This window comes from Arthrobacter sp. N1, assembly GCF_048288285.1.
Lineage (GTDB): Bacteria > Actinomycetota > Actinomycetes > Actinomycetales > Micrococcaceae > Arthrobacter_D.
On record NZ_CP102608.1, the window covers coordinates 2,128,198 to 2,153,340 of the forward strand.

The 25,143-nt window shown below is 70.5% G+C and carries 21 protein-coding genes and 2 tRNA genes; 7 read left to right on the forward strand and 16 right to left on the reverse strand.

The genetic code is table 11. The annotated features are described in order from the left end of the window. The first annotated feature begins 57 nt into the window (after window positions 1-57). Window positions 58-1,173: a YeiH family protein gene (locus NVV32_RS09695; RefSeq protein WP_422390017.1), complete on the forward strand. Its 1,116-nt coding sequence runs from the start codon at window positions 58-60 to the stop codon at window positions 1,171-1,173. A gap of 45 nt (window positions 1,174-1,218) precedes the next feature. On the opposite strand, the gene NVV32_RS09700 is transcribed toward NVV32_RS09695, so the two are convergent. From NVV32_RS09700 to leuC, 6 genes are all read right to left on the reverse strand, one after another. Beyond that, a complete protein-coding gene (locus NVV32_RS09700) occupies window positions 1,219-2,355 on the reverse strand; it encodes a D-alanine--D-alanine ligase family protein (RefSeq protein ID WP_422390018.1) in 1,137 nt (378 codons plus the stop codon). Beyond that, window positions 2,352-3,359 carry an NAD(P)H-dependent glycerol-3-phosphate dehydrogenase gene (locus NVV32_RS09705; protein ID WP_235498918.1) on the reverse strand — a complete coding sequence of 336 codons (1,008 nt, stop codon included), beginning with the start codon at window positions 3,357-3,359 and terminating at the stop codon, window positions 2,352-2,354. Before NVV32_RS09705 ends, NVV32_RS09700 begins: the two co-directional genes overlap by 4 nt. 74 nt (window positions 3,360-3,433) lie before the next feature. Then, entirely contained in the window at window positions 3,434-4,228 is a 795-nt protein-coding gene (locus NVV32_RS09710) for a lysophospholipid acyltransferase family protein (protein WP_422390019.1), read from the reverse strand. A gap of 13 nt (window positions 4,229-4,241) precedes the next feature. Further along, complete coding sequence (murA, locus tag NVV32_RS09715; RefSeq protein ID WP_055770578.1) at window positions 4,242-5,591, reverse strand: UDP-N-acetylglucosamine 1-carboxyvinyltransferase; 1,350 nt, start codon at window positions 5,589-5,591, stop codon at window positions 4,242-4,244. A gap of 256 nt (window positions 5,592-5,847) precedes the next feature. Further along, on the reverse strand, window positions 5,848-6,447 hold the full coding sequence (leuD, locus tag NVV32_RS09720; protein WP_422390020.1) for a 3-isopropylmalate dehydratase small subunit: 600 nt from the start codon (window positions 6,445-6,447) through the stop codon (window positions 5,848-5,850). Between the two features lie 10 nt (window positions 6,448-6,457). Continuing rightward, the gene (gene leuC / locus NVV32_RS09725; protein ID WP_422390021.1) at window positions 6,458-7,930 is read right to left on the reverse strand and encodes a 3-isopropylmalate dehydratase large subunit; all 1,473 of its coding nucleotides are present in this window, start codon (window positions 7,928-7,930) and stop codon (window positions 6,458-6,460) included. 158 nt (window positions 7,931-8,088) lie between these two features. Here leuC and NVV32_RS09730 point away from each other — a divergent pair, with 158 nt between their 5' ends. The 3 genes from NVV32_RS09730 (at window position 8,089) to NVV32_RS09740 (ending at window position 10,286) form a co-directional block, all read left to right on the forward strand. Continuing rightward, on the forward strand, window positions 8,089-8,808 hold the full coding sequence (locus NVV32_RS09730; protein ID WP_422390022.1) for an IclR family transcriptional regulator: 720 nt from the start codon (window positions 8,089-8,091) through the stop codon (window positions 8,806-8,808). Between the two features lies 1 nt (window position 8,809). After that, complete coding sequence (locus NVV32_RS09735) at window positions 8,810-9,502, forward strand: DUF1697 domain-containing protein (protein WP_422390023.1); 693 nt, start codon at window positions 8,810-8,812, stop codon at window positions 9,500-9,502. Window positions 9,503-9,644: 142 nt separating this feature from the next. Beyond that, a complete protein-coding gene (locus NVV32_RS09740) occupies window positions 9,645-10,286 on the forward strand; it encodes an MBL fold metallo-hydrolase (protein ID WP_422390024.1) in 642 nt (213 codons plus the stop codon). A 202-nt stretch (window positions 10,287-10,488) separates the two neighbouring features. On the opposite strand, the gene NVV32_RS09745 is transcribed toward NVV32_RS09740, so the two are convergent. From NVV32_RS09745 to NVV32_RS09780, 8 genes are all read right to left on the reverse strand, one after another. Beyond that, window positions 10,489-12,396, reverse strand: coding sequence for a GTPase (locus NVV32_RS09745; protein ID WP_422390025.1), 1,908 nt, complete (start codon window positions 12,394-12,396; stop codon window positions 10,489-10,491). Continuing rightward, on the reverse strand, window positions 12,393-14,189 hold the full coding sequence (locus NVV32_RS09750) for a dynamin family protein (RefSeq protein ID WP_422390026.1): 1,797 nt from the start codon (window positions 14,187-14,189) through the stop codon (window positions 12,393-12,395). The genes NVV32_RS09745 and NVV32_RS09750 overlap by 4 nt, the downstream gene beginning before the upstream one ends. A gap of 162 nt (window positions 14,190-14,351) precedes the next feature. After that, window positions 14,352-14,424, reverse strand: a tRNA-Glu gene (locus NVV32_RS09755). Between the two features lie 67 nt (window positions 14,425-14,491). Beyond that, window positions 14,492-14,563 (reverse strand) — tRNA-Gln (locus NVV32_RS09760). Between the two features lie 69 nt (window positions 14,564-14,632). Next, the gene (locus tag NVV32_RS09765) at window positions 14,633-15,406 is read right to left on the reverse strand and encodes an HAD family hydrolase (RefSeq protein WP_422390027.1); all 774 of its coding nucleotides are present in this window, start codon (window positions 15,404-15,406) and stop codon (window positions 14,633-14,635) included. Continuing rightward, window positions 15,403-16,917 carry a glutamate--tRNA ligase gene (gltX, locus tag NVV32_RS09770; protein ID WP_422390028.1) on the reverse strand — a complete coding sequence of 505 codons (1,515 nt, stop codon included), beginning with the start codon at window positions 16,915-16,917 and terminating at the stop codon, window positions 15,403-15,405. The genes NVV32_RS09765 and gltX overlap by 4 nt, the downstream gene beginning before the upstream one ends. 74 nt (window positions 16,918-16,991) lie before the next feature. Continuing rightward, window positions 16,992-17,765 (reverse strand): fumarylacetoacetate hydrolase family protein, encoded by a 774-nt coding sequence (locus NVV32_RS09775; protein ID WP_422390029.1) that lies wholly within the window; start codon window positions 17,763-17,765, stop codon window positions 16,992-16,994. Window positions 17,766-18,004: 239 nt separating this feature from the next. Then, entirely contained in the window at window positions 18,005-18,145 is a 141-nt protein-coding gene (locus tag NVV32_RS09780; protein WP_157365851.1) for a hypothetical protein, read from the reverse strand. A gap of 239 nt (window positions 18,146-18,384) precedes the next feature. On the opposite strand from NVV32_RS09780, the gene NVV32_RS09785 reads away from it, so the two are divergent. Beyond that, on the forward strand, window positions 18,385-19,392 hold the full coding sequence (locus tag NVV32_RS09785) for a hypothetical protein (protein ID WP_055770547.1): 1,008 nt from the start codon (window positions 18,385-18,387) through the stop codon (window positions 19,390-19,392). Between the two features lie 529 nt (window positions 19,393-19,921). Continuing rightward, entirely contained in the window at window positions 19,922-21,496 is a 1,575-nt protein-coding gene (locus NVV32_RS09790; RefSeq protein WP_422390030.1) for a putative bifunctional diguanylate cyclase/phosphodiesterase, read from the forward strand. A 57-nt stretch (window positions 21,497-21,553) separates the two neighbouring features. Here the strand turns inward: NVV32_RS09790 and NVV32_RS09795 are convergent, their stop codons facing one another. Then, a complete protein-coding gene (locus NVV32_RS09795) occupies window positions 21,554-22,660 on the reverse strand; it encodes a branched-chain amino acid aminotransferase (protein WP_422390031.1) in 1,107 nt (368 codons plus the stop codon). A gap of 95 nt (window positions 22,661-22,755) precedes the next feature. Continuing rightward, window positions 22,756-23,808: a 3-isopropylmalate dehydrogenase gene (locus NVV32_RS09800; RefSeq protein WP_055770538.1), complete on the reverse strand. Its 1,053-nt coding sequence runs from the start codon at window positions 23,806-23,808 to the stop codon at window positions 22,756-22,758. 110 nt (window positions 23,809-23,918) lie between these two features. Between NVV32_RS09800 and NVV32_RS09805 the strand changes: the two genes are divergently transcribed. Next, entirely contained in the window at window positions 23,919-25,124 is a 1,206-nt protein-coding gene (locus NVV32_RS09805; RefSeq protein ID WP_055770536.1) for a sensor histidine kinase, read from the forward strand. The last annotated feature ends 19 nt before the right edge of the window (window positions 25,125-25,143 follow it).

The following is a 25,143-nucleotide window of genomic DNA, read 5'->3' on the forward strand; positions in this document are numbered from 1 at the left end:
GCAGAATCGGTCCGACACTACTCGAGCCCGTCCAGGGCGGCCGGAAGGATCTGCCCCGTGGGAGATGCCAGCAGCACCCCACCCCGGGATCCACAGCGTCGGGCGTGGGTCCCGGGTCTCCTCGTCATGGCGGGCGGCGTTGCCATCACGCTGTTCCTCGCATCCCTCCAGACGCTCCTCGGGGCCCTCGTCCTCGCGCTGCTCCTCGGGATGCTCCTCGGGAACTCCGGGCTGTACACGGCCTCCCTGCGCCCGGGGATCGGCGGAGGGACCAAGCGGCTCCTGCGCGCGGGCGTGGTGCTGCTCGGACTCCAGCTGGCCCTGCCGGACATCCTCGCGCTCGGGCCGCAGGTCATCCTGCTGATCGTCGCGTGCGTCGTCCTCAGCTTCTACGGAACCCTCTGGCTGGGGCGGCGCTTCGGACTGAGCCGCTCCGCATCCCTGCTCATGGCGGCCGGCTTCTCGATCTGCGGAGCGTCGGCCGTCGCCGGGATGCAGGGCATCGTCGAGGCGGACGACGACGAGGTGGCCTCCGCCGTCGCGATGGTCACCCTCTACGGCTCCCTCATGATCATCGTCCTGCCCCTGGCGAACGCCGCGATCGGCCTCGATGCGACCCGCTTCGGGGTCTGGTCCGGGCTGGCCGTCCACGAGGTCGCGCAGGTCGTCGCGGTGGCGAGCACGGCGGGCACCGTGGCGCTGGCGTCGGCCACGGTGGTGAAGCTCGGTCGCGTCCTCATGCTCGCCCCGGTGGCCGCCATCGCCAGCATCGGTGAGCGACGTCACTCCTCCGCAGGCCTGCACGCCGCCACGACCGAGGCCGGCACCGTGTGGCCGAACGCCTCGACGCCCGGTCGGACGACCGGCGGGCGGATGGTGGCGGGTTCCTCGGACACGGGCGCGGCCCGTCGCTCCACACCCGTGGTTCCGCTCTTCGTCGTCGGTTTCCTCACGATGGTGGTCCTGCGATCGCTCGGGGTCCTCCCGCAGCCCGCCCTGGACATCGGCCGGACCGTCACGACCATCCTGCTCGCTGCGGGCATGTTCGGCCTGGGGGCGGGCATCGACCTGCGGAGACTGCTGCGCACCGGCGGGCGCTTCGCCGCCGTGGGTGCCGCGGCGACCACCCTGCTGGCGGGGCTGTCACTCCTGGGCGTCGTCGTCCTCACCTGAGGACCGACCCTTCACCGCGACGTCGGCGCAGCGTGCACCGCGACGTCAGCGCAGCCCGGTGCTCCGCTCCAGCGCCAGCCCGATCAGTTCGTCGATGAGCTCGGTGTAGCCGAGACCCGATTTCGCCCACATCTGCGGATACATGCTGATCGGCGTGAAGCCCGGCATGGTGTTGATCTCGTTGATGACCAGCCGACCGTCCGGCGTGTAGAAGAAGTCGACGCGTGAGAGCCCCTCGCCGCCGATCGCGTCGAACGCCTCCCCGGCGAGGACCCGGACGCGATCGATGACGTCGCCCGGGAGATCAGCCGGACAGGACAGTTCCGCGGCTGCACCGTCCACGTACTTGGCCTCGAAGTCGTACCACGCGTGATCGCCCGGCTGCATCGCGATCTCACCGGGCAGGGACGTCCGGGGGCCGTCGAGGCCCCGGCCCTGCAGCACGGCGACCTCGATCTCGCGGCCCTCGATACCGGCCTCGATCACCACCTTGGGATCGAAGGCCCGCGCCTTCTCGATCGCGGCGCGGAGCCCGCCGGCGTCCTCGACCCGGCTGATGCCCATCGAGGAGCCCGCACGCGCCGGCTTGACGAACAGGGGGAAGCCGAGGGCGGCGGCCCGCTCGCAGGAGTCGTCGGGGGCGGTGCGCCACTGCCGGTCCGAGACCACGGCATAGGGACCCACCTCGAGGCCCGCGGCGGCGAACACCACCTTCATGAAGTGCTTGTCCATGCCGACCGCGGAGGCCAGCACCCCGGCGCCGACGTACCGCATGTCCGCCATCTCGAGCAGGCCCTGCAGGGTGCCGTCCTCGCCGAACGGGCCGTGGAGCAGGGGCAGCACCACGTCCACCCCGCCGAGGCTCTCGGGCACGGACCCGGGCGCGGCCACGAGGAGTTCCTGTCCCGCACCACCGTCGGCGGTACCCATCACCACGGCCTGCGCGGTCGCTGTCACCTCGGGCAGGACATCGGAACGAAGCGACCAGGCCGCAGGATCGGCCGAGACGAGCGACCACTGGCCGCTCTTCGCGATGCCCACGGGGATGACGTCGTAGCGGGAGCGGTCGATCGCCTCGAGGACACCCGCCGCGGTCACGCAGCTGACGGCGTGCTCGCTCGACCGGCCGCCGAACAGGACGAGGACGCGGGGCTTGGACGGGGCTGGAGTCTCGGTGGTCACGGTGCGTGATCGCCTTCCGGCTTGAGGTTGCGGGCCAGCAGCCGCGGCCCGAGGTCGTTGACGGAGAGGCGTCCCTGCAGCACGGCCACCACGCTCGCCGTGATGGGCATGTCGACACCGAGCTTCGTCGCGGAGTCGAGGACGGCATGCGCCGACTTGATGCCCTCCGCGGTCTGGTTCATGCGCACCGTCACCTGGTCGAGGGTCAGGCCCTGGCCGAGCAGGTGCCCGGCGGTGTGGTTGCGCGAGAGGGCGGAGGAGCACGTGGCGATGAGGTCGCCCATGCCCGCCAGTCCAGCCATGGTCTCGGGGCGCCCGCCCAGGGCGACGGCGAGGCGCGTGGTCTCGGCGAGGCCGCGCGTGATGACGGAGGCCTTGGTGTTGTCACCCATGCGGCGGCCCTCGCAGATGCCGACCGCCAGCGCGATCACGTTCTTGACGATGCCACCGATCTCCACCCCGATCACGTCCGTTGAGGTGTACGGGCGGAAGTAGGAGGCCGTGCACGCGGCGGCGATCCAGGTCGCCGTGTCGTGGTCGGGGCACGCGACGACCGACGCCGTCGGCTCCTCCCGGGCGATCTCCATGGCCAGGTTCGGCCCGGACAGCACGGCGATCCGTTCGGCCGGCAGCGCGAGCTCCTCGGCGATCACCTCGCTCATGCGCGCGTCCGTGCCGACCTCGAGGCCCTTCATGAGGGATACGACGACGGCGTGGGACGGGATGAGGGGCCGCCAGGCGGGCAGCTGGGCGCGCAGCGTCTGCGCGGGGACGGCGAGGACCACGAGGTCGCTGTCCACGAGGACGGCGTCGATCTCCGCCGAGGCGGAGACGTTGCCCGGGAGCCGGGTGTCCCCGAGGTACCGCGAGTTGCGGTGGTGCACGGAGATCTCCTCCGCCACCTCCGGGCGTCTGGACCACAGCACGACGTCGGTGTCCGGAGCCGCATCGGCCAGCACCTTCGCGAAGGTGGTCCCCCAGCTCCCGGAGCCGAGGACGGCGATCTTCCGGGGGGCACCGTCGGGGCGTACCGCGACGGCGTGGTGGGCAGTGCCGGGCGCGCCGGTCTCCGAATCGCTCACGATGCAGCTCCCGACTCTTCGGCGGACGGCGGATCCCCGGCGTTCCCGCCCGTCGCACCGATATCACGGCCGGTCGACGTCTGCTGCTTCGCGGCCGGATCCCAGCGCTCCGTGGGCGCCAGTTCACCGCGCAGCTCGGCGAGCAGCTCCGTGATCGCATCGAGGATGCGCTCCGTCGCGGCGTCGAGGGTGGTGCGGGTCAGCGGGGCACCTCGGAACTCGCTGAGGTCCACGGGTTCACCGACCAGGACGCGGGCACGCTTGCGTGGGACCAGGTGGAAGCGCCTGGCGTAGCGGGGGAAGACCTCGTGGGCCCCCCACTGGGCGATCGGCACGACGGGCGCCCCGGTCTGCAGGGCGAGCCGCGCCGCACCCGTCCGCCCCTTCATCGGCCACAGGGCGGGGTCCCGGGTCAGCGTGCCCTCGGGGTAGATGATGATGCCGCCGTTGTCCGCGAGCACCTCGCGCGCGGCCTCCAGCGATCGGTTGGCCCCGGCGGAGCTGCGCTCCACCGGCACCTGGCGGATGACGCGCAGGATGGACCCGATCACGGGCACGGAGAAGAGCGACGCCTTCGCCATGAAGTGCGGCATGACACCCTGGTTGTACAGGAAGTGGCCCACCACGATCGGATCGATCTCGGTCACGTGGTTCGGGCAGACGATCATGCCGGTCCCCCGGGGGAGCCGCTCCTGGCCCCGCCACTCCTTGGCCATCATGGCGTTCATCACCGGCCTCACCCAGGAGGCGAGGAAGGTGAACATGGCGCGCGAACCCCGTGGTTCCCCCATGTGCCCGAACCGCCTAGGAGACTGCCACGGCGTCAGCCGGGGCATCCTCCGTGATGTCGAAGTCGGCGCCGAGGCCCTCGAGCTTGTCCTGGAAGCGCTCGTACCCGCGGTTGATCAGCTCGATCCCGGTGACCCGGGAGACGCCGTCGGCCGCGAGCGCGGCGATGAGGTGGCTGAAGCCGCCGCGCAGGTCGGGGATGTCGATGTCGGCCCCGCGGAGCTGCGTGGGTCCGGAGATGACGGCGGAGTGGAGGAAGTTGCGCTGCCCGAACCGGCACGGCACGCTGCCGAGGCATTCGCGGTGCACCTGGATGTTCGCGCCCATCCGGATGAGGGCCTCCGTGAAGCCGAAGCGGTTCTCGTACACGGTCTCGTGCACGATCGACACTCCCGCCGCCTGGGTCAGCGCGACGACGAGGGGCTGCTGCCAGTCGGTCATGAAGCCGGGGTGCACGTCGGTCTCGAGGACCAGCGGCGAGAGCGGACCGCCCGGGTGGTAGAAGCGGATGCCGTCGTCGTCGACGTCGAACGCGCCGCCGATCTTCCGGTAGGTGTTGAGGAAGGCCGTGAGGTCAAGCTGACGGGCGCCCTCGACATAGATGTCGCCCTGTGTCACGAGGGCGGCGGACGCCCAGGACGCGGTCTCGTTGCGGTCCGAGATGGCCTTGTGGTTGTAGCCGGTGAGCTCCTTGACGCCCTCGATGCGGATCACGCGGTCCGTCTGCACCGTGATGATCGCGCCCATCTTCTGCAGGACGGCGATGAGGTCCATGATCTCGGGCTCGACGGCGGCACCGGAGAGCTCGGTGATGCCGTCGGCGCGGATCGCGGTGAGGAGCACCTGCTCCGTCGCGCCGACGCTGGGGTACGGGAGCGTCAGCTTCGCGCCGTGGAGGCCCTTGGGAGCGGAGATGGAGATGCCACCGGGACGCTTGTCCACGACGGCACCGAAGTTGCGGAGCACCTCGAGGTGGTAGTCGATGGGGCGGTCACCGATCTTGCAGCCGCCGAGATCGGGGATGAACGCCTCACCGATGCTGTGCATCAGTGGACCGCAGAAGAGGATGGGGATGCGCGAGTCGCCGGCGTGGGCGTCGATGTCCTTGGAGCGGGCCATCTTCGCGTCGCTGGGGTCCATGGTGAGGTCCCCGGTCACGGGATCCTTGGTCACCTTCACGCCGTGCAGCTGCAGGAGGCTGGTGACGACGTCGACGTCCTTGATCTCCGGCACGTTCCGGAGGACCGACGGCGTGTTGCCGAGGAGAGAGGCGACCATGGCCTTCGGGACGAGGTTCTTCGCACCGCGAACGGATACCTTGCCCCTCAACGGAATGCCGCCGCGAATGGTCAGAACGCTACCCATGGATACCTAGTTTCTTCATACGTTGAACCCCCGCGGACTCGAAAATGCCCGTTACAAGCATAGGAGCACCACGGAGCAGACAGAAATACAAGGGTACTTGGTGCACTCCCTGTTCGGTGAGAGCAACCGGTGAGGGTGCGTCGTCATTCCTGTCCGCCGGTCGGAGGCCCGTGACGTGCCCGACACCCCGGGCCGACAGTCCGAGCCGGCGCAGCGACCCACGCCGCAGCCGCTGCCGCCGGGCGGGACGCGCCGCTCAGGAGCGCGCGGGCAGCGTCAGGGGCTTGTGGGCGGGGCGCCGGGCCTCGAAGGACGTGATGTGTTCCTCCTGCCGCAGGGTGAGCCCGATGTCGTCGAGGCCCTCGAGGAGCCGCCAGCGCGTGTAGTCGTCGAGCTGGAAGGGTGCGCTGACCGCGCCGCACTGGACGGTGCGGGCCTGGAGGTCCACGGTCACCGTGGTGCCCGGTTCGTTCTCCAGCACCTTCCAGATGAGTTCGATGTCGTCCTGGGCGACCTGCGCCGCGACGAGCCCCTGCTTGCCCGAGTTGCCCCGGAAGATGTCCGCGAACCGGGAGGAGAGCACGGCACGGAACCCGTAGTCCTTCAGCGCCCAGACGGCGTGCTCGCGGGAGGACCCGGTGCCGAAGTCCGGGCCGGCGGCGAGCACCGAGCCGCGCGTGTACGGCTCGCGGTTCAGGATGAACTCCCTGTCCTTGCGCCACTCGGCGAAGAGCGCATCCTCGAATCCGGTGCGGGTGATCCGCTTGAGGTAGACCGCGGGGATGATCTGGTCGGTGTCGATGTTGCTCTGGCGCAGCGGTACGCCGATCCCGGTGTGCGTGGTGATCTTCTCCATGGAACGGCTCCTAGGCAGCAGGGACGGAGGACGGGGTCGTGACGTGGACACCGGTGCCGCCGGGTAGCGGGCCGAGGTCCGACGGCGAACTCAGGGTGCCTCGGACGGCCGTCGCAGCGGCGACGACGGGCGAGACGAGGTGCGTGCGCCCACCCTTGCCCTGGCGTCCTTCGAAGTTGCGGTTCGAGGTCGAGGCGCAGCGCTCCCCCGGGGCGAGCTGGTCGGGGTTCATCCCCAGGCACATCGAGCACCCGGCGAAGCGCCATTCTGCGCCGAAGTCCTTGAAGACGCGGTCCAGCCCCTCGGCCTCCGCCTGCAGGCGGACGCGGGCCGAACCCGGCACCACCATCATCCGGATCGCAGGATCCTTCTCGCGTCCCCTTATGATGTCAGCGGCGATCCGGAGATCCTCGATCCGGCTGTTGGTGCAGGAGCCGAGGAAGACGGTGTCCACGCGGATGTCCTTCATGGCCGTTCCGGGCTCCAGGGCCATGTACTCCAGGGCCCTGCTGCAGGCGGCCCTGTCGTTCTCGTCGGCGAAGTCCTCCGGTGCCGGGACGGACTGCGAGAGCGAGACGCCCTGGCCCGGGTTGGTGCCCCACGTGACGAAGGGCTCGAGATCGTTCGCGTCGAGGAACACCTCGGCGTCGAAGACGGCGTCGTCGTCCGTGCGCAGTTCTCGCCAGTCGGCGACGGCGGCGTCCCAGTCCGCGCCCTGCGGTGCGTGCGGCCGCCCCTTCAGGTAGTCGAAGGTGGTTTCGTCCGGCGCCACCATCCCGGCACGGGCTCCCGCCTCGATGGACATGTTGCAGATGGTCATGCGCGCTTCCATGGACAGCGACCGGATGGCGGAGCCGCGGTACTCGAGCACGTAGCCCTGGCCGCCGCCCGTGCCGATCTTCGCGATGACCGCGAGAATGATGTCCTTCGAGGTGACACCCGGCTTCAGCGTCCCCTCGACCGTGATGCCCATCGTCCGGAACGGCTTCAGGGACAGCGTCTGGGTGGCCATGACGTGCTCCACCTCCGAGGTGCCGATGCCCATGGCGAGGGCACCGAAGGCCCCGTGCGTGGAGGTGTGCGAATCACCGCAGACGACGGTGAGGCCCGGCTGGGTCAGGCCGAGCTGCGGACCCACCACATGGACGATGCCCTGCTCGGCGTCGCCCAGCGAGTGCAGGCGGACGCCGAACTCGCGGCAGTTGGCCCGCAGGGTGTCGATCTGGGTGCGGCTCGTGAGATCGGCGATCGGCTTGTCGATGTCGATCGTCGGCGTGTTGTGGTCCTCGGTGGCGATCGTCAGGTCTGGACGTCGCAGCGGTCGCCCGGCGAGGCGGAGGCCCTCGAAGGCCTGCGGGGAGGTCACCTCGTGCACGAGGTGCAGGTCGATGTAGAGGAGGTCGGGCTGGGCCTCGGCGCCGACCACGTCACCCTTGCGGACCACGTGCGCGTCCCAGACCTTCTCTGCCAGTGTCTTGCCCATGACGGTCGTCCTCACTCTGTTCCTCGATGTCTCCCCGGGCTGTTCCCCGAACGTGTTGGTCGCAAGGGGGCCCCGGTGCCACCCACTCAACCAGCGCCGGCGGGTCAGGGCCAGCCGGACGGCTTGCGTCTCAGATAATGAGACGGCAATATCATCCTATGGACAATTCTAGCGGCGTCGGCGTCATCGACAAGGCCGCGCTCGTACTCGACGCCCTCGAAGCCGGACCCACGACGCTCGCCCAGCTGGTGTCTTCGACGGGCCTCGCACGGCCGACGGTCCACCGTCTCGCGCTGGCCCTCACCCACCACCGGCTCGTGGGCCGTGACATGCAGGGCCGCTTCGTCCTCGGCAGCAGGCTCGTCGAGCTGGCGTCGGCAGCCGGTGAGGACCGCCTGATCGCCGCCGCGGGGCCGGTGCTGCTGAGTCTCCGCGACGCGACCGGGGAGAGCGCGCAGCTCTTCCGGCGGCAGGGCGACTGGCGCGTCTGCGTCGCCTCCGCCGAGCGGCCGGTGGGCCTGCGGGACACCATCCCCGTCGGCACACAGCTGTCCATGCGCGCCGGGTCGGCGGCCCAGTGCCTCTTGGCCTGGGAGGACCACGACCGCCTCCTGAAGGGCCTGCAGAACGCCCGCTTCACGCCGACGGTCCTGGCCGGGGTCCGACGCCGGGGCTGGGCACAGAGCCTCGGCGAGCGGGAGGCCGGAGTCGCCTCGGTGTCCGCGCCGGTCAGAGGACCATCCGGCCGGGTCATCGCCGCCGTCTCGATCTCGGGACCCATGGAACGGCTGACGCGGCAGCCCGGCCGGATCCATGCGGAAGTCGTCTCCGATGCCGCCCGGCAACTCACCCTGGCCGTGGGCAAGGCCGCCGACTGACATGGCCGCCGAGACACCAGCGGACTCCCCGCGGCAGGACACGGCCCCTCGTCTGCCGGCCCCCGGCCTCGGGAGCGACGGCACGGCGCCGGCTTCCGGGACGGACCTCCCGGGTGGGACGGCGCCGTCCCACCGTTACGCCGTCTTCCTGCGGGGCGTCAATGTCGGCGGGATCACCCTGCGGATGGCGGATCTGCGGGAACTCCTCGCCGGGTTGCCGCTCCGGGACGTGGCGACGGTCCTCGCGAGCGGCAATGCCACCTGTACCTCGGATCTCGACCCGCAGGCGTTGAGGACGGCAGTCCAGGACGCCCTGCGCCGCCGCTTCGCGTACGAGGCGTGGGTCGTCGTCGTCGAGCACGGCGATCTGGTGACCCTGGCGGCATCCGTGCCGGTGGGGGCCGCCGACCCCGGAGGCGATCGGACGGCTCGTGCCGCGACTCCCGATCAGCACACGTACGTGACCTTCTTCACCGACCCTGCCGAGCGCGACGCACTCCTCGCGGAGGCACGCGATCTCGCCGACCTCCCCGTCCTCCTCGAGGGCGCTCCCGCGGTTACCTGGTGCTCGCCGAAGGGCAGCTCCACCGACGTCCCCCTCGCCAGGATCCTGGCGCGGTCCCGCTACGCCGCCGTCTCGACCACCCGCAACATCAACACCGTGCACAGGGTCCTCCGGCTGCTCGACGCGTGACGGGACGCCCGGACGCACCGGGTTGACGAGGAGCGGCACAATGGGACCTGTCGCCGGAGGGCCGAGCGGCGTCCGGATGTACGAGCCGGCGCGCGGATCCCTCCGCCCGCGCCGACCCCGGAGAACCAGCAGAAGGACAGACATGCGCCTCATCGCCCAGGATTGCTACCGCCTCGAACACCAGAAGGGGTCGCACGGTTTCGTCGTCGCAGGCGCGGGACGCGCTGCCGTCATCGACCCGGGGATGACGTCAGGGTTCGACGGCGTCCTCGCGGAGCTGCGCGCCAACGAGGAGATGACGGGCCGCATCACCGATATCGTCCTGACCCACTACGACGTCGACCACGCACAGGTGGCCGCCAAGCTCCAGGCGGCCCTCGGAGCGACCGTGTGGATCGGTGCGGCGGACGCCGACGTGCTCCGCGGACGGCTGGCGCCGAAGACCCTGTTCCGGAAGCTCCTGCAGAGGATCGCCCGCGTGACACTCCCGGAGGGTGCCCGGGAGCTCGACGGCTCCGGCGAGATCTTCTCGGGCCTGGAGTACCTGCCGGCGCCGGGTCACACACCCGGCCACTACGCCTACCAATGGCGTGGGGTCCTGTTCACCGGCGATGCGGCACTGGTCGGAGCGGACGGCACGCTCCGCGACTTCTACGCCCCGCTGATCAACGACCGGGCGGTCGCCGCCCGCACCGTGCAGCTCCTCGCCGAACGGATCCGCACGGGGTCGGTCGAGTGGGTCTGCTCCGGCCACAGCCCGATCGCCCGCACCGCGTCCTCCTGATACCGGGGGCGCGCTGGTCCTCGGCGCGCGTCCCGACCGGCCGGTTCCACTGGTCGTCCTCACCGGCCGACCCCACCGGCCGACCCCACCGGCCGACCCCACCGGCCGACCCCACCGGCCGACCCCACCGGCCGACCCCACCCCTCTCCCCACCCGCTGTCCCCAGCGCCGGTTCTCAGCGCCGGTTCTCAGCGGCCGGTTCTCAGCGGCCGGACAAGGCGGCCCGCACGGCGGAACCGAAGGCGTTGCACCGCTGCACCTCCCCGGCGACGGGGAGCAGCACCACGTCGTCGGCCACGCGTGAACAGGCTGCGAGGAGTCGCCGGCGCACGCGGGAGGCGCGCCGGGCTGCACCCCAGCGCGCCAGGAGTGCGGCCAGGACCGCGAGCAGGAGTCCCGCGGCGAGTCCCCCGAGGATGAGCAGGGTGGGGACGGGGAAGCCCTCGACGCGCGGGACGTCGATGGCGGGCAGCTGGAGGAACCCCAGGACGGCGAGCACCCCGAGCCAGGCCAGGCCGGCGACGAGGGCCGCGAAGGCCACCCACTGGAGGACCCCGAAGACGCTCCACCAGGCTCGCGGGCCGCTCTCCAGGTCCGTGCCGGTGACGGCAGAATCGAGGTCGTCGGTGACGTGGTCCGCGGTGCCGCGGGCCGCATCGCGGATGGACGTACGCCACGGCTCGACGGCGTCCCCCGCCGCTGCATCCCCGAAGACCCGCAGTGCGTGGTCGACGCGCGCGCGCTGTGCCGGCTGCGCGAACGGCAGCGAGGACGTCCGCAGCTCGGGTGCGAGGTCGCGGGACCGGAGGTTCAGGCGGCGCAGCGGATCGGGGCGTAGCCCGGCGATCCAGCGGGTCACGGGCCAGCCGGCAGTGGCGTGGGCGTCACGGCGATAGGAGCTGCGCACGGCGTCCACCACGACCTGCACGCCGGCTGCCGTTCCGAGTTCGTCGCCCAGTGCCTCCCGCGCTGCCTCCGACGGCGGCCGGATCGGCTGATCGGGGGCGAAGGGCACGAGCTCGGCGGCGGATCGGGCGGCATCGGCGGCTATCCTGCGTGTCGCTGCGGCGCGGGTCTCCGCGAGCGCACCGATCTGGTCCGCCAGGACATCGATGCCGAGCCCTGTCCTGGCCGAGACCGGCACCACCACGACATTCCGCAGCCCCTCGCCGGCGAGGATGGCCGAGAGGGACGCGGTGACGGCCCCGACGTCCTCCGGGTCGAGGCGGTCCACCTGGTTGAGCGCCACCAGGGTCACCGCCTCATGGGTGGCGAGGTCGCGGAGGAAGTCGTGGTGCAAGGCGGCGTCCGCGTACTTCTGCGGATCCACGACCCACAGCAGGACGTCCACCTGCCCGGTCAGGCGGGCCACGACTCCTCGGTGCGCGAGGGCGGTGGAGTCGAAGTCCGGCAGATCGAGCAGGATCAGCCCCGGAATGCTGTCCGACGGCTCGGCAGGTGGCGCCGGTGGCGCCGTGCGGACGGTCGACGGCGCAGCCGGACGGCGCCGCAGCCGGCGCAGGAAGCCCCTGCGGGGGGCACCATCCGCGCCGCCGGAATCCCGTCGTGCCGCCTTCGTCCCGATCGCGCGCGCGCCACTGTCCGCGCCACCGGTCGCACGGGTACCTGCATCGGAGGAGGGCTGATCGCGGTCGCCGTGGTTGCGGACAGCAGCGCCGGCCCCGACGTCGTCGTGCCCGTCGTCGATCGCGGCCCCCGGGACCAGCGGCGTCCCCTCGGGTAGTTCCACCCGCTGCCGCACATCGAGCCAGTCGAGCAGTTCGTCGCTCCCGTGCCGCCCCCAGACGAGGGCCAGGGGTTCCGACGTCGTCGGGCGACGGGCGGCCACGCGGGCCGCAGCCGTGCCGCTCAGCGCGTTCACCAGGGAGGACTTCCCGCTGCCGGTCGGACCGAACACCCCGACGACGGTGTGGTCGGCGGACAGCGAGCGGCGCACGCCGGCCCGGTCCAGGGCGACGGAGAGCCGCTGGAGGTGGTCCTCCGGCAATCGGTCCAGACCGAGCTCGTACGCGTCCTGCAGGTGGTCCAGGACGACGGTGAGCGTCGTGGCGAGCGGCGCCTCCACCGCGGTATTTCCGTGCCGGCTCACGCCTCACCCTCCGCCGACGGGTGCTGCCCTGCGGGCAACGCCGTGCGCAGCCTGCGCGTGAGCACCCGGAGGGATTCCGCCGGGGTCTGGTGCGTCAGGGGCGCCAGCGACGCCTCGAAGGGAGCGCGCTCCTCGCGGAACAGTCCCTCGACACGGGCGGCGAGGTTCGTGCGCGCCGTCGCCGTGAGGCGCCGGACGGCGTCGTCGCCGAAGACGGCCTCGAGCAGCTTCTGTCCGGCGATGGCCGAGGCGCCCGCGATCCCGAGCTCACCGCCGGTCAATCCACCGGTCGAGGCGAAGACCACCACCATGAGGGCGACGGCGATCCCGTTGACGCCGAAGGAGAGCATCCTCGCCGTGAAGCGCTTGTCCGCGCCCTCCGCCTGGACCAGGCGGAGGAGGTCCTGCTGCCAGGCGCGGATCTCGCGCGCCACCTGCACGCCGACGTCGTCCGCACGCCACGGAGGGACATCCCGCAGCAGTGTGGCACCGGCCTGGTCCGAGCGCCACCGCCGTCGCGTGGCCTCGTCCGCCCGGGCCGCCTGCTCCGTGATGACGGTCTGCAGACCGCTGCCGATCGCCTCGGCGACCGTCGAGGCGGGCGCGGGCCTGCCGGTGAAGAAGGCCGTCACACGGTCCCGTGCGCGGCCGATCCTCGTCTCCAGGCCACGCATGAACTCACCGGTCCCGACGAAGTCCTGCCAGCGGGCCAGGACCTCCCCGCGGAGCAGCCTGCCGTCCTCGGTCGCAGCGAGGACGTCGGCGAGCGCATCGCGGTACGCGGCATCCAGCGACGCCCGGAGGGAGTCCCCCACCGCCTGTTCCTGCAGGACCGCGTCCGCGATGGCATCCATCCGTCCGGCGAGGGCGCGCATGGCTCCCCCGACGGTCCTTCGGGCGATGTCGCGGCGGCCCTCCGCGTCGGCGGCCAGGGCCTGCAGCCAGCGGGAGATCGGCTCCACCGTCTCCGGCGGGAGCATCCGTGTCGCGTCGAGCCGCACCTCGGGCACGACGAAGATGGGGGCATGACCGAGGTTCTCTGCCGCGAGCAGGGTGAGGAGGTCACCGCGGATCTCCTCCTCCACACCGCTCGGTACGCGGTCGAGCACGACGGCCACGAGCACGTCCCTCCGTCCCGCCTCCGCCAGCAGCTTCCACGGCACGGCATCCGCATAGCGGTTCGCCGTCGTGACGAAGATCCACAGGTCCGCTGCGGCGAGCAGCTGCCCCGCGAGCCGGCGGTTCTCATCGGCGATGGAATCGACGTCGGGGGCGTCGAGCAGCGCGAGTCCTGCGGGGAGGCCGGGCATGGGCCGCAGGAGCAGGGTGTCCGCCCCCGTGGCCCGGTGGAGCTGTGCGCGGCCCGGATCGATGGCCGGGCTTCCTTCCTGCAGGCCGTCGTCGGCGGCCAGGCGTACCCGGCTCAGGGTCGGCAGGATCCGTGCGTCGTCGAACCACGCGCCGTCGTCGGGATGGTGGAGGAGCAGTGGCTGCCGCGTGGTCGGCCGGACGGCGCCCGTGACGGAGACCGGTCGGCCCACGAGCGCGTTCACCAGCGTGGATTTCCCCGCACCGGTCGATCCCCCCACCACGGCGACCAGGGGTGCATCGAGGCTGGCGAGCCGAGGCAGGATGTAGTCGTTCAGCTGGGCACGAGCGGCGGCGGCGGAGGATCGCGCCCCGACCGAGGTCGGCAGGTCCAGGGGGAAGGTGAGCTCCTCCAGTGCTCCACGGACCTCCCGGAGGAGGGCTGGGAGCCCGCGGGCGTCGCCGGAGGGAGAGGGTGCGCTCATGGACCCATCATGCCAGCCGCGCCCAGGGCCGGCTGGAGCAGGGCGCCCGGCCATCGGACATCCGCCCGCTGTCTCCCCCGGCGCGCGGTTGTGGTTAAAGCAGAACGTCCCGGGCATCGTGATGATGTCCGGGACGTTCCGTGATGTCCGTGAGGACTGCTGTGACCCCAGCGGGATTCGAACCCGCGTTACCGCCGTGAGAGGGCAGCGTACTAGGCCGCTATACGATGGGGCCAGTACTTTTCCATCTTACTCGAACTTCTGACTGCTTGTGCCATCCTGCCCGCGAGGGCCGGAGTGCGCTGGGGTACCAGGACTCGAACCTAGAATGTTGGTACCAGAAACCAGTGTGTTGCCAATTACACCATACCCCAATGGCACTTCTCGAAGCCCTGAACCTGCCGGGTTTCGCTCGCGTAACCGCTCCGCGCCGAGATATAACTCTACCGGACGGAGGGCAGGAACTGCAAAACGGACGCCAGCCCGCTGATCCACGGCACGGGGAGTTCGGGTCCGTCGGGCGCATCGGGGACTCCCGTACCGGTCCCCGATCGGTCCAGCCAGATCCCGCGCAGCCCGGCGTGCTGAGCGCCGACGGCGTCGATGAGCCGGTTGTCGCCCACGTACAGCGTCCGTGCGGGATCCGTGCCCAGCAGGCGCGCGCCTTCGAGGTAGATCGCCGGATCCGGCTTCGCGACGCCGACCGTGTCGATGCCGACGAGGACCCGGATCCGTTCGAGCCCCGCGCGGTCCAGCTTCGCCCGCTGGTAGCCGTGCACGTTGTTGCTCACGGCACCGTAGGGGATGACCCTGGCGTCCAGGGCGTCGAGGAGGGGCGCCACGTCGTCGTACGGCCTGAAGTGCAGCGGGAGCGTCTGCTCGTACGCCCGCACCCACGCGTCGGCCATCCGCCCGAGGAAGGGCTCGGGCGTGAACCCGGCCCGGGCATGGCGCACGCGGTGCACGCGCTGCTCCTCGAACGTCAGCTCGCCGGCCAGGAAGCGGTCGTAGTGGCGCTGCGGGTCCGTGGTGTACAGGGCCTTGTAGCGGACCCAGTCGTCGTCGCCGAGGTGGTCGAGCGCCGGATCGGGGATGGCCTGCAGGGTCTGCCCCATGGCCCGCTCGAGATCGACCAGCGTGTCGTCGATGTCGAAGAGGACGCCGTGCACCGGCGCAGGCCCAGGGCCCTGCCCGCCGCGGGGAGCGGACGTCGTCACGCCTGCTGGACCGTCGCCTGCAGGGCGCGCACGCGGGCTATCGAGGACTCGCGTCCGAGGATCACCATCGATTCGAACAGCGGCGGCGAGATCCTGCGCCCCGAGATCGCGGTGCGCACCGGACCGAACGCGACCCTCGGCTTCAGCCCGAGGGAGTCGACGAGGGCGGTCCGCAACGCTGCCTGCAGTGGCTCCGCCTGCCACTCGGCGCACCCCTCGAGCGCCTCCAGCGTCGCGCCGAGCACCTCGCCCAGGTTCTCCGGCAGCCCCTTCCGCGCATCGTCGGCGATGTCGATCGCGTCGTCGGCCTTGAAGAGGAAGGCGAGCATCTCGGGTGCCTCACCGAGCAGCGTGATGCGTTCCTGGATCAGTGGCGCGGCGGCCGCGATGATCCTCAGCTCCTGAGCCGTCGGTTCGGCACCGATGACGCCGGCCGCTGCCAGATACGGCAGGAGGCGGCTCCGGAACTCGGCGGGATCGAGCAGGCGGACGTGCGTCCCGTTGATGGCCTCGGCCTTCTTCAGGTCGAAGCGGGCCGGGTTGGCGAGGACGTCGCGTACGTCGAACTTCTCGACGAGCTGCTCCACGGAGAAGATGTCCTCGTCGGCGGACAGGCTCCAGCCGAGCAGCGAGAGGTAGTTGAGCAGCCCTTCGCGGATGAAGCCGCGCTCTCGGTGCAGGAACAGGTTCGACTCGGGATCGCGCTTGGAGAGCTTCTTGTTGCCCTGGCCCATGACATAGGGAAGATGTCCGAACAGCGGCATGTACTGCGCCACCCCGACGTCGATCAGGGCACGGTACAGGGCGACCTGGCGTGGGGTCGAGGAGAGCAGGTCCTCGCCGCGCAGGACATGGGTGATGCCCATGAGGGCGTCATCCACGGGATTGACCAGCGTGTAGAGGGGCGCGCCGTTGGCGCGGACGACGGCGAAGTCCGGGACGCTGCCGGCACGGAAGGTGATCTCCCCGCGCACGAGGTCGGTGAAGGTGATGTCCTCGTCCGGCATGCGGAGCCTGAGGACAGCAGGACGGCCGGCCGCACGGAATCCGTCCTTCTGCTCCTCGGTGAGGTCGCGGTCGTGGTTGTCGTACCCGAGCTTCACGTCTCGGCCGGCGGCGCGGTGGCGCGCCTCGACCTCCTCCGGGGTGGAGAAGGATTCGTAGAGATGCCCTGCTGCGGTCAGCCGCTCGATGACGTCGCGGTAGAGCTCGCCGCGCTGCGACTGGCGGTAGGGTCCGTTCGGACCGCCGACCTCGACGCCCTCGTCCCAGTCGATGCCGAGCCAGGTCATCGCCTCCAGCAGCTGCTGGTAGCTCTCCTCGCTGTCGCGCGCAGCGTCGGTGTCCTCGATGCGGAAGACGAGCGTGCCGCCCGTGTGCCGCGCGTAGGCCCAGTTGAAGAGGGCCGTCCGGATGAGACCCACGTGGGGCGTCCCCGTCGGCGACGGGCAGAATCGGACCCTGACGGGCGTGGCATCGGTGACGGTGGGGAGGTCTGCGGCAGTAGTCATGATGGTCCCAGTCTAGGCGGGACCTCCCGTCGCGGATGCGTCGTCGGGCCGGTTGGGCGCGACGACGCGGCCCGTCAGCGGCGCGCCGGGTTGGACAGCCGGCCGATGCCCTCGATGTCGACGTCGAACCTCTGGCCGTCCGTGATCATGCCGACGCCGGCGGGGGTTCCGGTGAGGATGATGTCACCGGGCAGGAGGGTGAAGGCCTGGGAGACGTAGGCCACGAGCTCGCGTGCCCCCCAGATCATGTCGCTCGTGGAACCGTCCTGGCGGAGGTCGCCGTCGAGGGTGCCGCGCACGGTGAGGTTCTCGGGATCGAGCTCCGTCTCGATCCAGGGACCGATGGGGCACGAGGTGTCGAAGCCCTTGGCCCGGGCCCACTGGTGGTCCGTCTTCTGCACGTCGCGCGCCGTCAGGTCGTTCGCGCAGGTGTAGCCGAAGACGACGTCGTCGACGCGTTCGAGCGGGACGTCCTTGCAGATCCGGCCGATGACGACCGCGAGCTCGGCCTCGTAGGAGATCTGGTCCGAGAACGACGGCAGCATGATGGGATCGCCGGGGCCGATCACGGAGGTGTTCGGCTTGAGGAACATCAGCGGCGCGGCCGGTGTCTCGCTCCCCATCTCCTGGATGTGGTCGGCGTAGTTCCGTCCGATGCCCACGACCTTGCTCCGCGGGATCACCGGTGCCAGCAGCCGGACGTCCTCGAGCGCATGGCGGGCACCCGTGAGCTGGACGCCGCTGTAGAAGGGGTCGCCCTGGATGACGGCGACCTCCTCGTTGCCGGCGGAACCGTCCACCACACCGAACATGGGATCGTCGTCGACGACAAAACGTGCAATTCGCATGCCGCCAGCCTAGCCTGAGCCATCGCCACGGGCCGTGCGGCGGGTACCGCCGAGCGTGCTCCACGGTTCATCCACGATGTGTGCGCCCGGTCGACGACACCCTGCGCGCGTCGTCGACCGGGCGTTAAAAGGCGATACCGCGGGCACTCCCTCCCCACAAGAGGGTGCCCGCGGTATCAGGTCTACTCTGCAGACTCGCTCCGCTGTCCGATGAGGATCAGGGGAAAGAGCGAGTGTGCTCAGTAGGGCCAGTAGTTGACGCGATCGGTCGACGAGACGGGGGCAACGGCACCCGACTTGGCGGGGGCGGCCGTGGCGACCGCCGCGGTGCCGGAGACGAGGAACACGGAGAGCATGAGGGCGGAAACGAGGCGCTTCATAGTGGACATCCTTCGGGGGATAACAGTGGTTGAAGCAGGTGCCTGCGGTACCACAGCCTGCTATGAAAACATCGTAAGCCACTCCAGTCACTTTGGTAACAGTTCTTGCGTCAAAACTGCCCTTTTCCTTGGTTTCGATGATTTGGCGACGAAAAGGAACCAATATGGTGGTCACAGGTGGAAGAAATCGACGGCGGGGGTCAATCGTGGCGTTGCAGGACGGCCGGAGTGAACAGCTCATGATCGAACTCCAGGCGCGGGAGGCCTGGAACCAGCGCGATTATGCAACCGCCCAAAGTCTCGCAGGCCATGCAGCGGCCCTTGCACGGACGATCGGCGACGAGACGAGTTGGTGGAATGCCACATTCCTCATCGCCGAGGCCTTGAGGAAACAGGGCCTGATGCAGGATTCCACCGAGATCGCCGAGGGCCTCGAGAGCCATCCCCTGACGGTCGGGTCCCAGGCCCTGAGCGCCAAGGTCGCCACCCTGAAATCCTTCGCCCTGCAGGGCAGCGGCAACCTCGGATCAGCGGTCGAGGCAGCAACCCGCGCGGTCGAGCTCGCGCGGGCGGCGCCCGACGGCCGCGCCATCGAGATCGAGGCCCAGAACGCGCTCATCGCCGCCCTCGCCGACAGTGACAAGCTGGAGGAGGCATGGCAGGAGTGCCAGCGCCTGGCCGACCTGCTGTCCGCAGAGCCGAGCAGTCAGACGACCGGGCTGGGGTACTGGGCGATCGGGAACGTCGCCTTCCTCCAGCGCCACATCAGCGAGGCCGTGTCCTACCACCAGCTCGCTGCCCGGGACCTCTCCCCCAGCAATGATCTGGCCCTGTGGGCACGCTTCAACCTCGGGTCCGCACAGTTCAGGATGGATGCGGGCCTGACCGGACCCGAGACGCTCGAGTGCATCGAACGGGCCGAGATGGCGGGGTCGATCGTCGGCGGCACCGAACGTGACCGGCTCGAGTTGAGCCTGAGTCGTGCCCAGTGGCTCGTCCTGACCGGGCAATCAGACCTGGCGATCGACCGGCTGACGGCGATCGTCGATCACAAGGATCTTCTGGCCTTCCACATCGCCGCCCAGGCCCATCTCCTCATGGGGCAGGCCTTCCTGGCCACCGGCGCGAGAGCCGAAGCGATCGGGAACCTCGAAGTCAGCGAGGGGCTGTTCCTGCAGTCCGGTGCCGCAGACCGCGCGGCGACCGCCCGCGGTCTGCTCCAGGGCATGGACGCCGCCCTGGGCTGAGCGGAGCGGACGCTCCCACCGTGCCCGCGGACGTCAAGGACCGATCGCGGGCGTCCTCGGTGGCTCATCCTGCGGGCCGTGCCGTACAGTTCTTCTCAGGCCCTGGTCGGGCTGGGCGTTTTCCCCCATTACTCCCACCCCGGCCGGGGCTCCTGCGTGTGCGGACGTGGCTGTCGGACGGCGGACCGGAAGCACCGTCCCCCGGCAGGGACGCGCCCCCTCGCTGCCGATACCCGGGCCTACCGGAGATGTCCCTCCCCGGTGCTAGGGTTTCTCCGTCGGCCGTCCTCTCCGGGGCGCCGATGCCGGTCGCCGACCACCGCTCCGGGCGGTGCGGCGCCGCAGCGTGATTCCACGCGGATCCGTGATCCGTTCGACGGCGACAACTTCGGGGGTAGGGCGCCATGCCACAGGCTTCATCGCTCCGCACCCGAGCCCCACGGACCGCCGGGACGACCGCGAATCCGCCGTCAGGGCGCCGTCGTCCGGCCGAGCCGTTCCCGGCCCCTCGGAATGTACGCTGGTCCCGATGAACGCCGACCACAAGGACCCCCGGCTCGCCATGCTGGTCGAGAGCATCGTCCGGCTCTCGCGGGGCGAACTCAGCAGCCGTATCGAACCCTCGCACGCACGTGACGAGGTCGACGCCGTCATCACCGGCGTGAATCTCCTCGCCGAGGAGCTCGAGCAGGTGTACGAGCAGTTCGAGAAGCGCGTGGAGAGCCGCACCGCGATGCTGCGCCAGGCACATCTCGACATGATGAAGATGGCCATGTCGGACGCCCTGACGGGTCTGGCCAACCGGGTGGCCCTCATGGACGCCATCGAGGAAGCGCTCGGCCAGGCGGCGAACGGCGCGCCCCCTCCGGCCCTCCTCCTGCTGGACCTCGACAGCTTCAAGAACGTCAATGACCGCTTCGGCCACGACGCGGGCGACCGCGTGCTCCAGGAGGTCGCCACGCGGCTCAACGGCGTGGTGCGCGAGAGCGACCTGGTGGCCAGGCTCGGTGGCGACGAGTTCGCCGTCCTGCTGCCCGCGGCCACCATGGACATCGCCATGCAGGTGGCCCGCAGGGCGCTCGCAGTGCTCGGGGAGCAGATCCGGCTCGACTCCCTCTACGTCCACTCCCGCGCCAGCATCGGGGTGCGGCTCGGGACGGCCGGCCAGACCGCCGAGGAACTCCTCCTGGACGCCGATACCGCCATGTACGCCGCGAAGCGGGAGGGCAGGAGCATCATCAAGGTGTTCGAGCCCGTCATGCTCTACTCCCGGCAGCTGCGCAGCCAGATGGCGACGGAGCTGCGCGGGGCGATCAGCGCCGACGAGCTCGTGCTCCACTACCAGCCCGTCGTCGAACTCGCGACGAACCGCATCCTCGGCGTCGAGGTCCTCGTGCGCTGGCAGCATCCGCTGCGCGGGCTTATCCCGCCCGACACGTTCATCCCCCTCGCCGAGGAGATCGGGGTCATCCACGATCTCGACCGCTGGGTCATGTCGGCGTCCCTGCGGCAGCTCGCCCGGTGGCGCGAGGACTTCGACCTCGACCCGGACTTCCAGCTGCGGGTCAACCTGTCCGCCGTCGAACTCAAGCAGCTGGACCTCGTGGATCACATCCGCACCCTGCTCCGCGAACTGCAACTGCCGGCGCGCAACCTGGTCGTCGAGATCACCGAGACGGCGATCGTCACGCGCGGTGAGGTGGAGATGTACTCGCTGCTGAGCCTCCAGCAGCTCGGCGTCGGCATCGAGATCGACGATTTCGGCACGGGCTACTCGTCCATCAGCTACCTGCGTGAGTTACCGGTCAGCATGGTCAAGGTGGATCGCTCCCTGCTCGTCGAACTGAACACCAGGGCGGGTCAGCTGGATTTCGTCGCCGCGATCCTGCAGCTCATCCGTGCGGCCGGGCTCGAGGCCGTGTTCGAGGGCATCGAGACGCGGGAACAGGCGGACCAGCTGCGGGCCATGGGCTGCGCCAGCGGCCAGGGCTACTACTTCAGCCGACCCCTCCCCGCGGACGAGGCCGGGACGCTGCTCGCCTCGACCCACTACCTCCGCCTCGGCGAAGGCGTCGAGGGCGCGGGGAGCACGCCCGCGCGCTGACGCAGCGGGCCCGCGTCCGCCCCTCCCTGACAGAGGGGCGGACGCACCGAACGGGCCTCAGACCAGGCGGGTCAGCCAGCCGTGGGTGTCCTCGACGGCGCCGGTCTGGATGCCGAGGAGCTGGCTCCGGATGGCCATGGTCACCTCGCCCGCCTGTGCGTTCTCGGCCCCGATGAACTCGTCGCCGTCGCGCAGGCGACCGATCGGCGTGATGACCGCGGCCGTGCCGCACGCGAAGACCTCCGTGATCTCGCCGCTCTCCACACCCGTACGCCACTCGTCCAGCGTGATGGTCCGCTCGGTGACCTCGGCCCCGCGGTCGCGGCCGAGCTGGATCACCGAGGACCGGGTGACGCCCTCGAGGATGGTGCCGGAGAGTGCCGGGGTCACCATGGAGCCGTCCCGGTAGACGAAGAAGACATTCATACCGCCCAGTTCCTCGACGGCGTTGTCGTTGAACTGGTCGAGGAAGAGCACCTGCTTGCAGCCGTGGGCCTCGGCCTCGAGCTGCGCCGCGAGCGAGGAGGCGTAGTTTCCACCCGCCTTCGCCGCACCCGTGCCGCCGCGGCCTGCCCGCGCATAGTTGCGGGAGACCCAGATGTCCACGGGCTTCACCTCGCCGCCGAAGTAGTTGCCGGCCGGGGACGCGATGACCCGGTAGGAGACCTCGCGGGCGGGCCGCACGCCGAGGAACGCCTCGGTGGCGATCATGAAGGGACGCAGGTAGAGGCTCTCGCCGTCGCCGGAGGGGATCCACTCCTGGTCGGCACCGACGAGCTGGCGCAGCGACTCCAGGAAGAGCTCCTCGGGGAGCTGCGGCAGGGCCAGGCGGACGGCGGACCGGTTGAGCCGTGCGGCGTTGGCGTCCGCACGGAAGGTCCAGATGGAGCCGTCCGCGTGGCGGTAGGCCTTCATGCCCTCGAAGATCTCCTGGCCGTAGTGCAGCACGGCCGCGGCGGGATCCAGGGCGATCGGACCGTACGGCTCGAGCCGCGCGTCGTGCCAGCCGCCCGCACCGGACCCGTCGGTGCGGAAGTCGACGATCGCCGTGTGGTCGGTGAAGAAGTTCCCGAAGCCGGGATCGGCCAGGATCGCCGCCCGCTCCTCCGCGGGGACACGCTGCGTGGACAGGTGCTGGGCGAACTGGGTATCGGTGGCTGTCATGGTTCCTCCGCGCTCACGCGGGCTGCTCGCGGCAGGGCCGCCGTCGCCCGTCGGTGGTCAGTGCTCCGGCACTGGGTTAATGATGTCTAACCACCTTAGGACACGGCAGCGGCAATGGCATCGCCGACGGCGGCCGTGCTGCGGGCGCCGGTGCGGGCGGCGATGTCCGCCTCGACGGCCGCCTCGACCGTTGCCGCGAGTGCATCCAGGCCGAGATGCCGGAGCAGCAGGGCGGCCGAGAGGATCGCCGCCGTGGGATCGGCGACCTGGCGCCCGGCGATGTCGGGCGCCGACCCGTGGACCGGCTCGAACATCGAGGGCGCGGTCCGGTCCATGTTCAGGTTCGCGGAGGCCGCCAGCCCGATACCCCCGGACACCGCGGCGGCGAGGTCCGTGACGATGTCGCCGAACAGGTTGTCCGTGACGATCACGTCGAAGCGCGCGGGATCGGTGACGAGGAAGATCATCGCCGCGTCCACGTGGAGGTAGTCGTGGGTCACCTCGGGGAACTCCGCGGCCACGGCCTCGACGGTGCGCTTCCACAGGTGGCCCGCGTAGACGAGCACGTTGTGCTTGTGGACGAGGGTGAGCTTCCTGCGGCGGACGGACGCGCGGGCGAAGGCGTCCCGTACCACCCGCTCGACCCCGTGGGCGGTGTTGAGCGACACCTCGGTGGCGACCTCCTGCGGCGTCCCGCCCCGCAGTGTCCCCCCGTTGCCGGTGTAGGGACCCTCGGTACCCTCACGGACGACGACGAAATCGATGGTCCCGGGATCGGCCAGCGGACTCGGCACACCCGGGTACAGGCGGGAGGGCCGGAGATTGACGAAGTGGTCGAGCGAGAAGCGGAGCTTCAGCAGGAACTCGCGCTCGATGAGTCCCGAGGGGATACGGGTGTCACCGGGAGCCGCCCCGACCGCGCCGAAGAGGATGGCGTCGTGCGTCCGGAGCCGCTCGAGCGTGCTGTCGGGGAGGGTCTCCCCCGTCGCGAGCCAGTGCTCCGCGCCGAGCGAGTACTCGGTGAGTGCGAGATCGACGTCGTCACCCGTCACGGCGCGCAGCACCTTCACGGCCTCGGCGGTCACTTCGGGTCCGATCCCGTCGCCGGGGATCACGGCGAGGTCGATACGGCGCGGGGCATCAGTCATGGCTCCAGCGTAGGAAGGCACCGGGGAGCGTCACAATCCGTCCGCAGGATGAGACGGCTCCACCCGTGGTCGGATGTGCGGCAGGGGACGCCCACCTAGAGTTGGTCACCATGGACATCCACCTGAGGCTCGCGCGTTGGGTTCGCTTGCACCCGGGGAGGATCGATGCGGGCCTGGCCCTGGCCATCTTCGTGGGCCTGGTGCTCCCCTTCGCGGCCGGGGGCGTCGAGGGATACGGCGGGATCGTCGTCGTGTCCGCAGCCCTGGTGGTCCCGCTGGCCTGGCGCCGCGCGTTCGTGGTTCCCTCGGCGGCGGTCGTCGCCGGTGTCTCCGTGCTCCAGCTCCTCACGGGGACCGAGCCCGTGCCGGCACAGTTCGTCATCCTGATCACGCTCTACACGCTCGCGGCCCACGGCCCGCGGTGGTCGAGCCTCGCCGGGCTGGGCGTCGCGGTCGCCGGGTGCGCCGTCGGACTCGTACGGTTCGGGGATCTCCTCGGAGTGAGCGGCGGGAGTTCGGTGCTCACCACCGTCCCCCTGTTCCTCATCCTGCTGTTCTTCGTCGAGTCGCTCGTGCTCCTGGCATGGACGAGCGGCGACCTCGCACGGTCACGCCGCCTCACCTTCCAGGCGCTCGAGGACAGGACGCGGAGGCTGGAGGTGGAGCGCCAGCAGGAGCGCGATCTCGCCGCGGCGGACGAACGGACGCACATCGCCCGCGAGATGCACGACATCGTGGCGCATTCGCTGTCCGTGATCATCACGCAGGCCGACGGTGCCCGCTACGCGAGCGCGCACGCACCGGAACTCGCGGTGCAGACGCTCGGCACCATCGCCGACACGGGCCGCGGCTCCCTCCGGGAGATGAGGCGCCTGCTCGGAGTGCTGCGGGGCGACGAGAGCGCCTCCACCCGTCCCCTGCCCACCCTGAACGACATCGATGCGCTCATCCAGTCGGTCCGCCGCGCGGGCGTCCGCGTCTCCTGCCGCCGGATCGGCACGCCCCGCCGGGAACTCCCCCTGGGCGCCGAGCTGACGGCCTACCGCGTGGTGCAGGAGGCCCTGACGAATGTGCTGAAGCATGCCGGGGCGGACACCAGCACGGAGGTCGCGCTCGAGTACGGGCCGAGGGGCCTGACCGTCACCGTCGACGACGACGGACGCGGTGCCGCACCGGACCCCGGTACGGCAGGAGCGGGTCAGGGCATCACCGGGATGACGGAGCGCGTGCGCCTCTACGACGGGACGGTCGTGGCCGCTCCGCGCATCGGAGGCGGCTACCGCGTCGAGGCCTTCATCCCCTACACACAGGCATAGATCGTCCTTCACCCCTGGA

Excerpts from the sequence above, each read along its gene's own strand:
- leuC (WP_422390021.1), bottom strand. The coding sequence starts at position 7,930 with ATGGGCAAGACACTGGCAGAGAAGGTCTGGGACGCGCACGTGGTCCGC.
- NVV32_RS09790 (WP_422390030.1), top strand. The coding sequence starts at position 19,922 with ATGAACGCCGACCACAAGGACCCCCGGCTCGCCATGCTGGTCGAGAGC.
- murA (WP_055770578.1), bottom strand. The coding sequence starts at position 5,591 with ATGGGTAGCGTTCTGACCATTCGCGGCGGCATTCCGTTGAGGGGCAAG.
- NVV32_RS09775 (WP_422390029.1), bottom strand. The coding sequence starts at position 17,765 with ATGCGAATTGCACGTTTTGTCGTCGACGACGATCCCATGTTCGGTGTG.
- NVV32_RS09785 (WP_055770547.1), top strand. The coding sequence starts at position 18,385 with ATGATCGAACTCCAGGCGCGGGAGGCCTGGAACCAGCGCGATTATGCA.
- NVV32_RS09780 (WP_157365851.1), bottom strand. The coding sequence starts at position 18,145 with ATGAAGCGCCTCGTTTCCGCCCTCATGCTCTCCGTGTTCCTCGTCTCC.
- NVV32_RS09710 (WP_422390019.1), bottom strand. The coding sequence starts at position 4,228 with ATGGGGGAACCACGGGGTTCGCGCGCCATGTTCACCTTCCTCGCCTCC.
- NVV32_RS09800 (WP_055770538.1), bottom strand. The coding sequence starts at position 23,808 with ATGACTGATGCCCCGCGCCGTATCGACCTCGCCGTGATCCCCGGCGAC.
- gltX (WP_422390028.1), bottom strand. The coding sequence starts at position 16,917 with ATGACTACTGCCGCAGACCTCCCCACCGTCACCGATGCCACGCCCGTC.
- NVV32_RS09750 (WP_422390026.1), bottom strand. The coding sequence starts at position 14,189 with ATGAGCGCACCCTCTCCCTCCGGCGACGCCCGCGGGCTCCCAGCCCTC.
- NVV32_RS09805 (WP_055770536.1), top strand. The coding sequence starts at position 23,919 with ATGGACATCCACCTGAGGCTCGCGCGTTGGGTTCGCTTGCACCCGGGG.
- NVV32_RS09735 (WP_422390023.1), top strand. The coding sequence starts at position 8,810 with ATGGCCGCCGAGACACCAGCGGACTCCCCGCGGCAGGACACGGCCCCT.
- NVV32_RS09740 (WP_422390024.1), top strand. The coding sequence starts at position 9,645 with ATGCGCCTCATCGCCCAGGATTGCTACCGCCTCGAACACCAGAAGGGG.
- NVV32_RS09730 (WP_422390022.1), top strand. The coding sequence starts at position 8,089 with ATGGACAATTCTAGCGGCGTCGGCGTCATCGACAAGGCCGCGCTCGTA.
- NVV32_RS09795 (WP_422390031.1), bottom strand. The coding sequence starts at position 22,660 with ATGACAGCCACCGATACCCAGTTCGCCCAGCACCTGTCCACGCAGCGT.
- leuD (WP_422390020.1), bottom strand. The coding sequence starts at position 6,447 with ATGGAGAAGATCACCACGCACACCGGGATCGGCGTACCGCTGCGCCAG.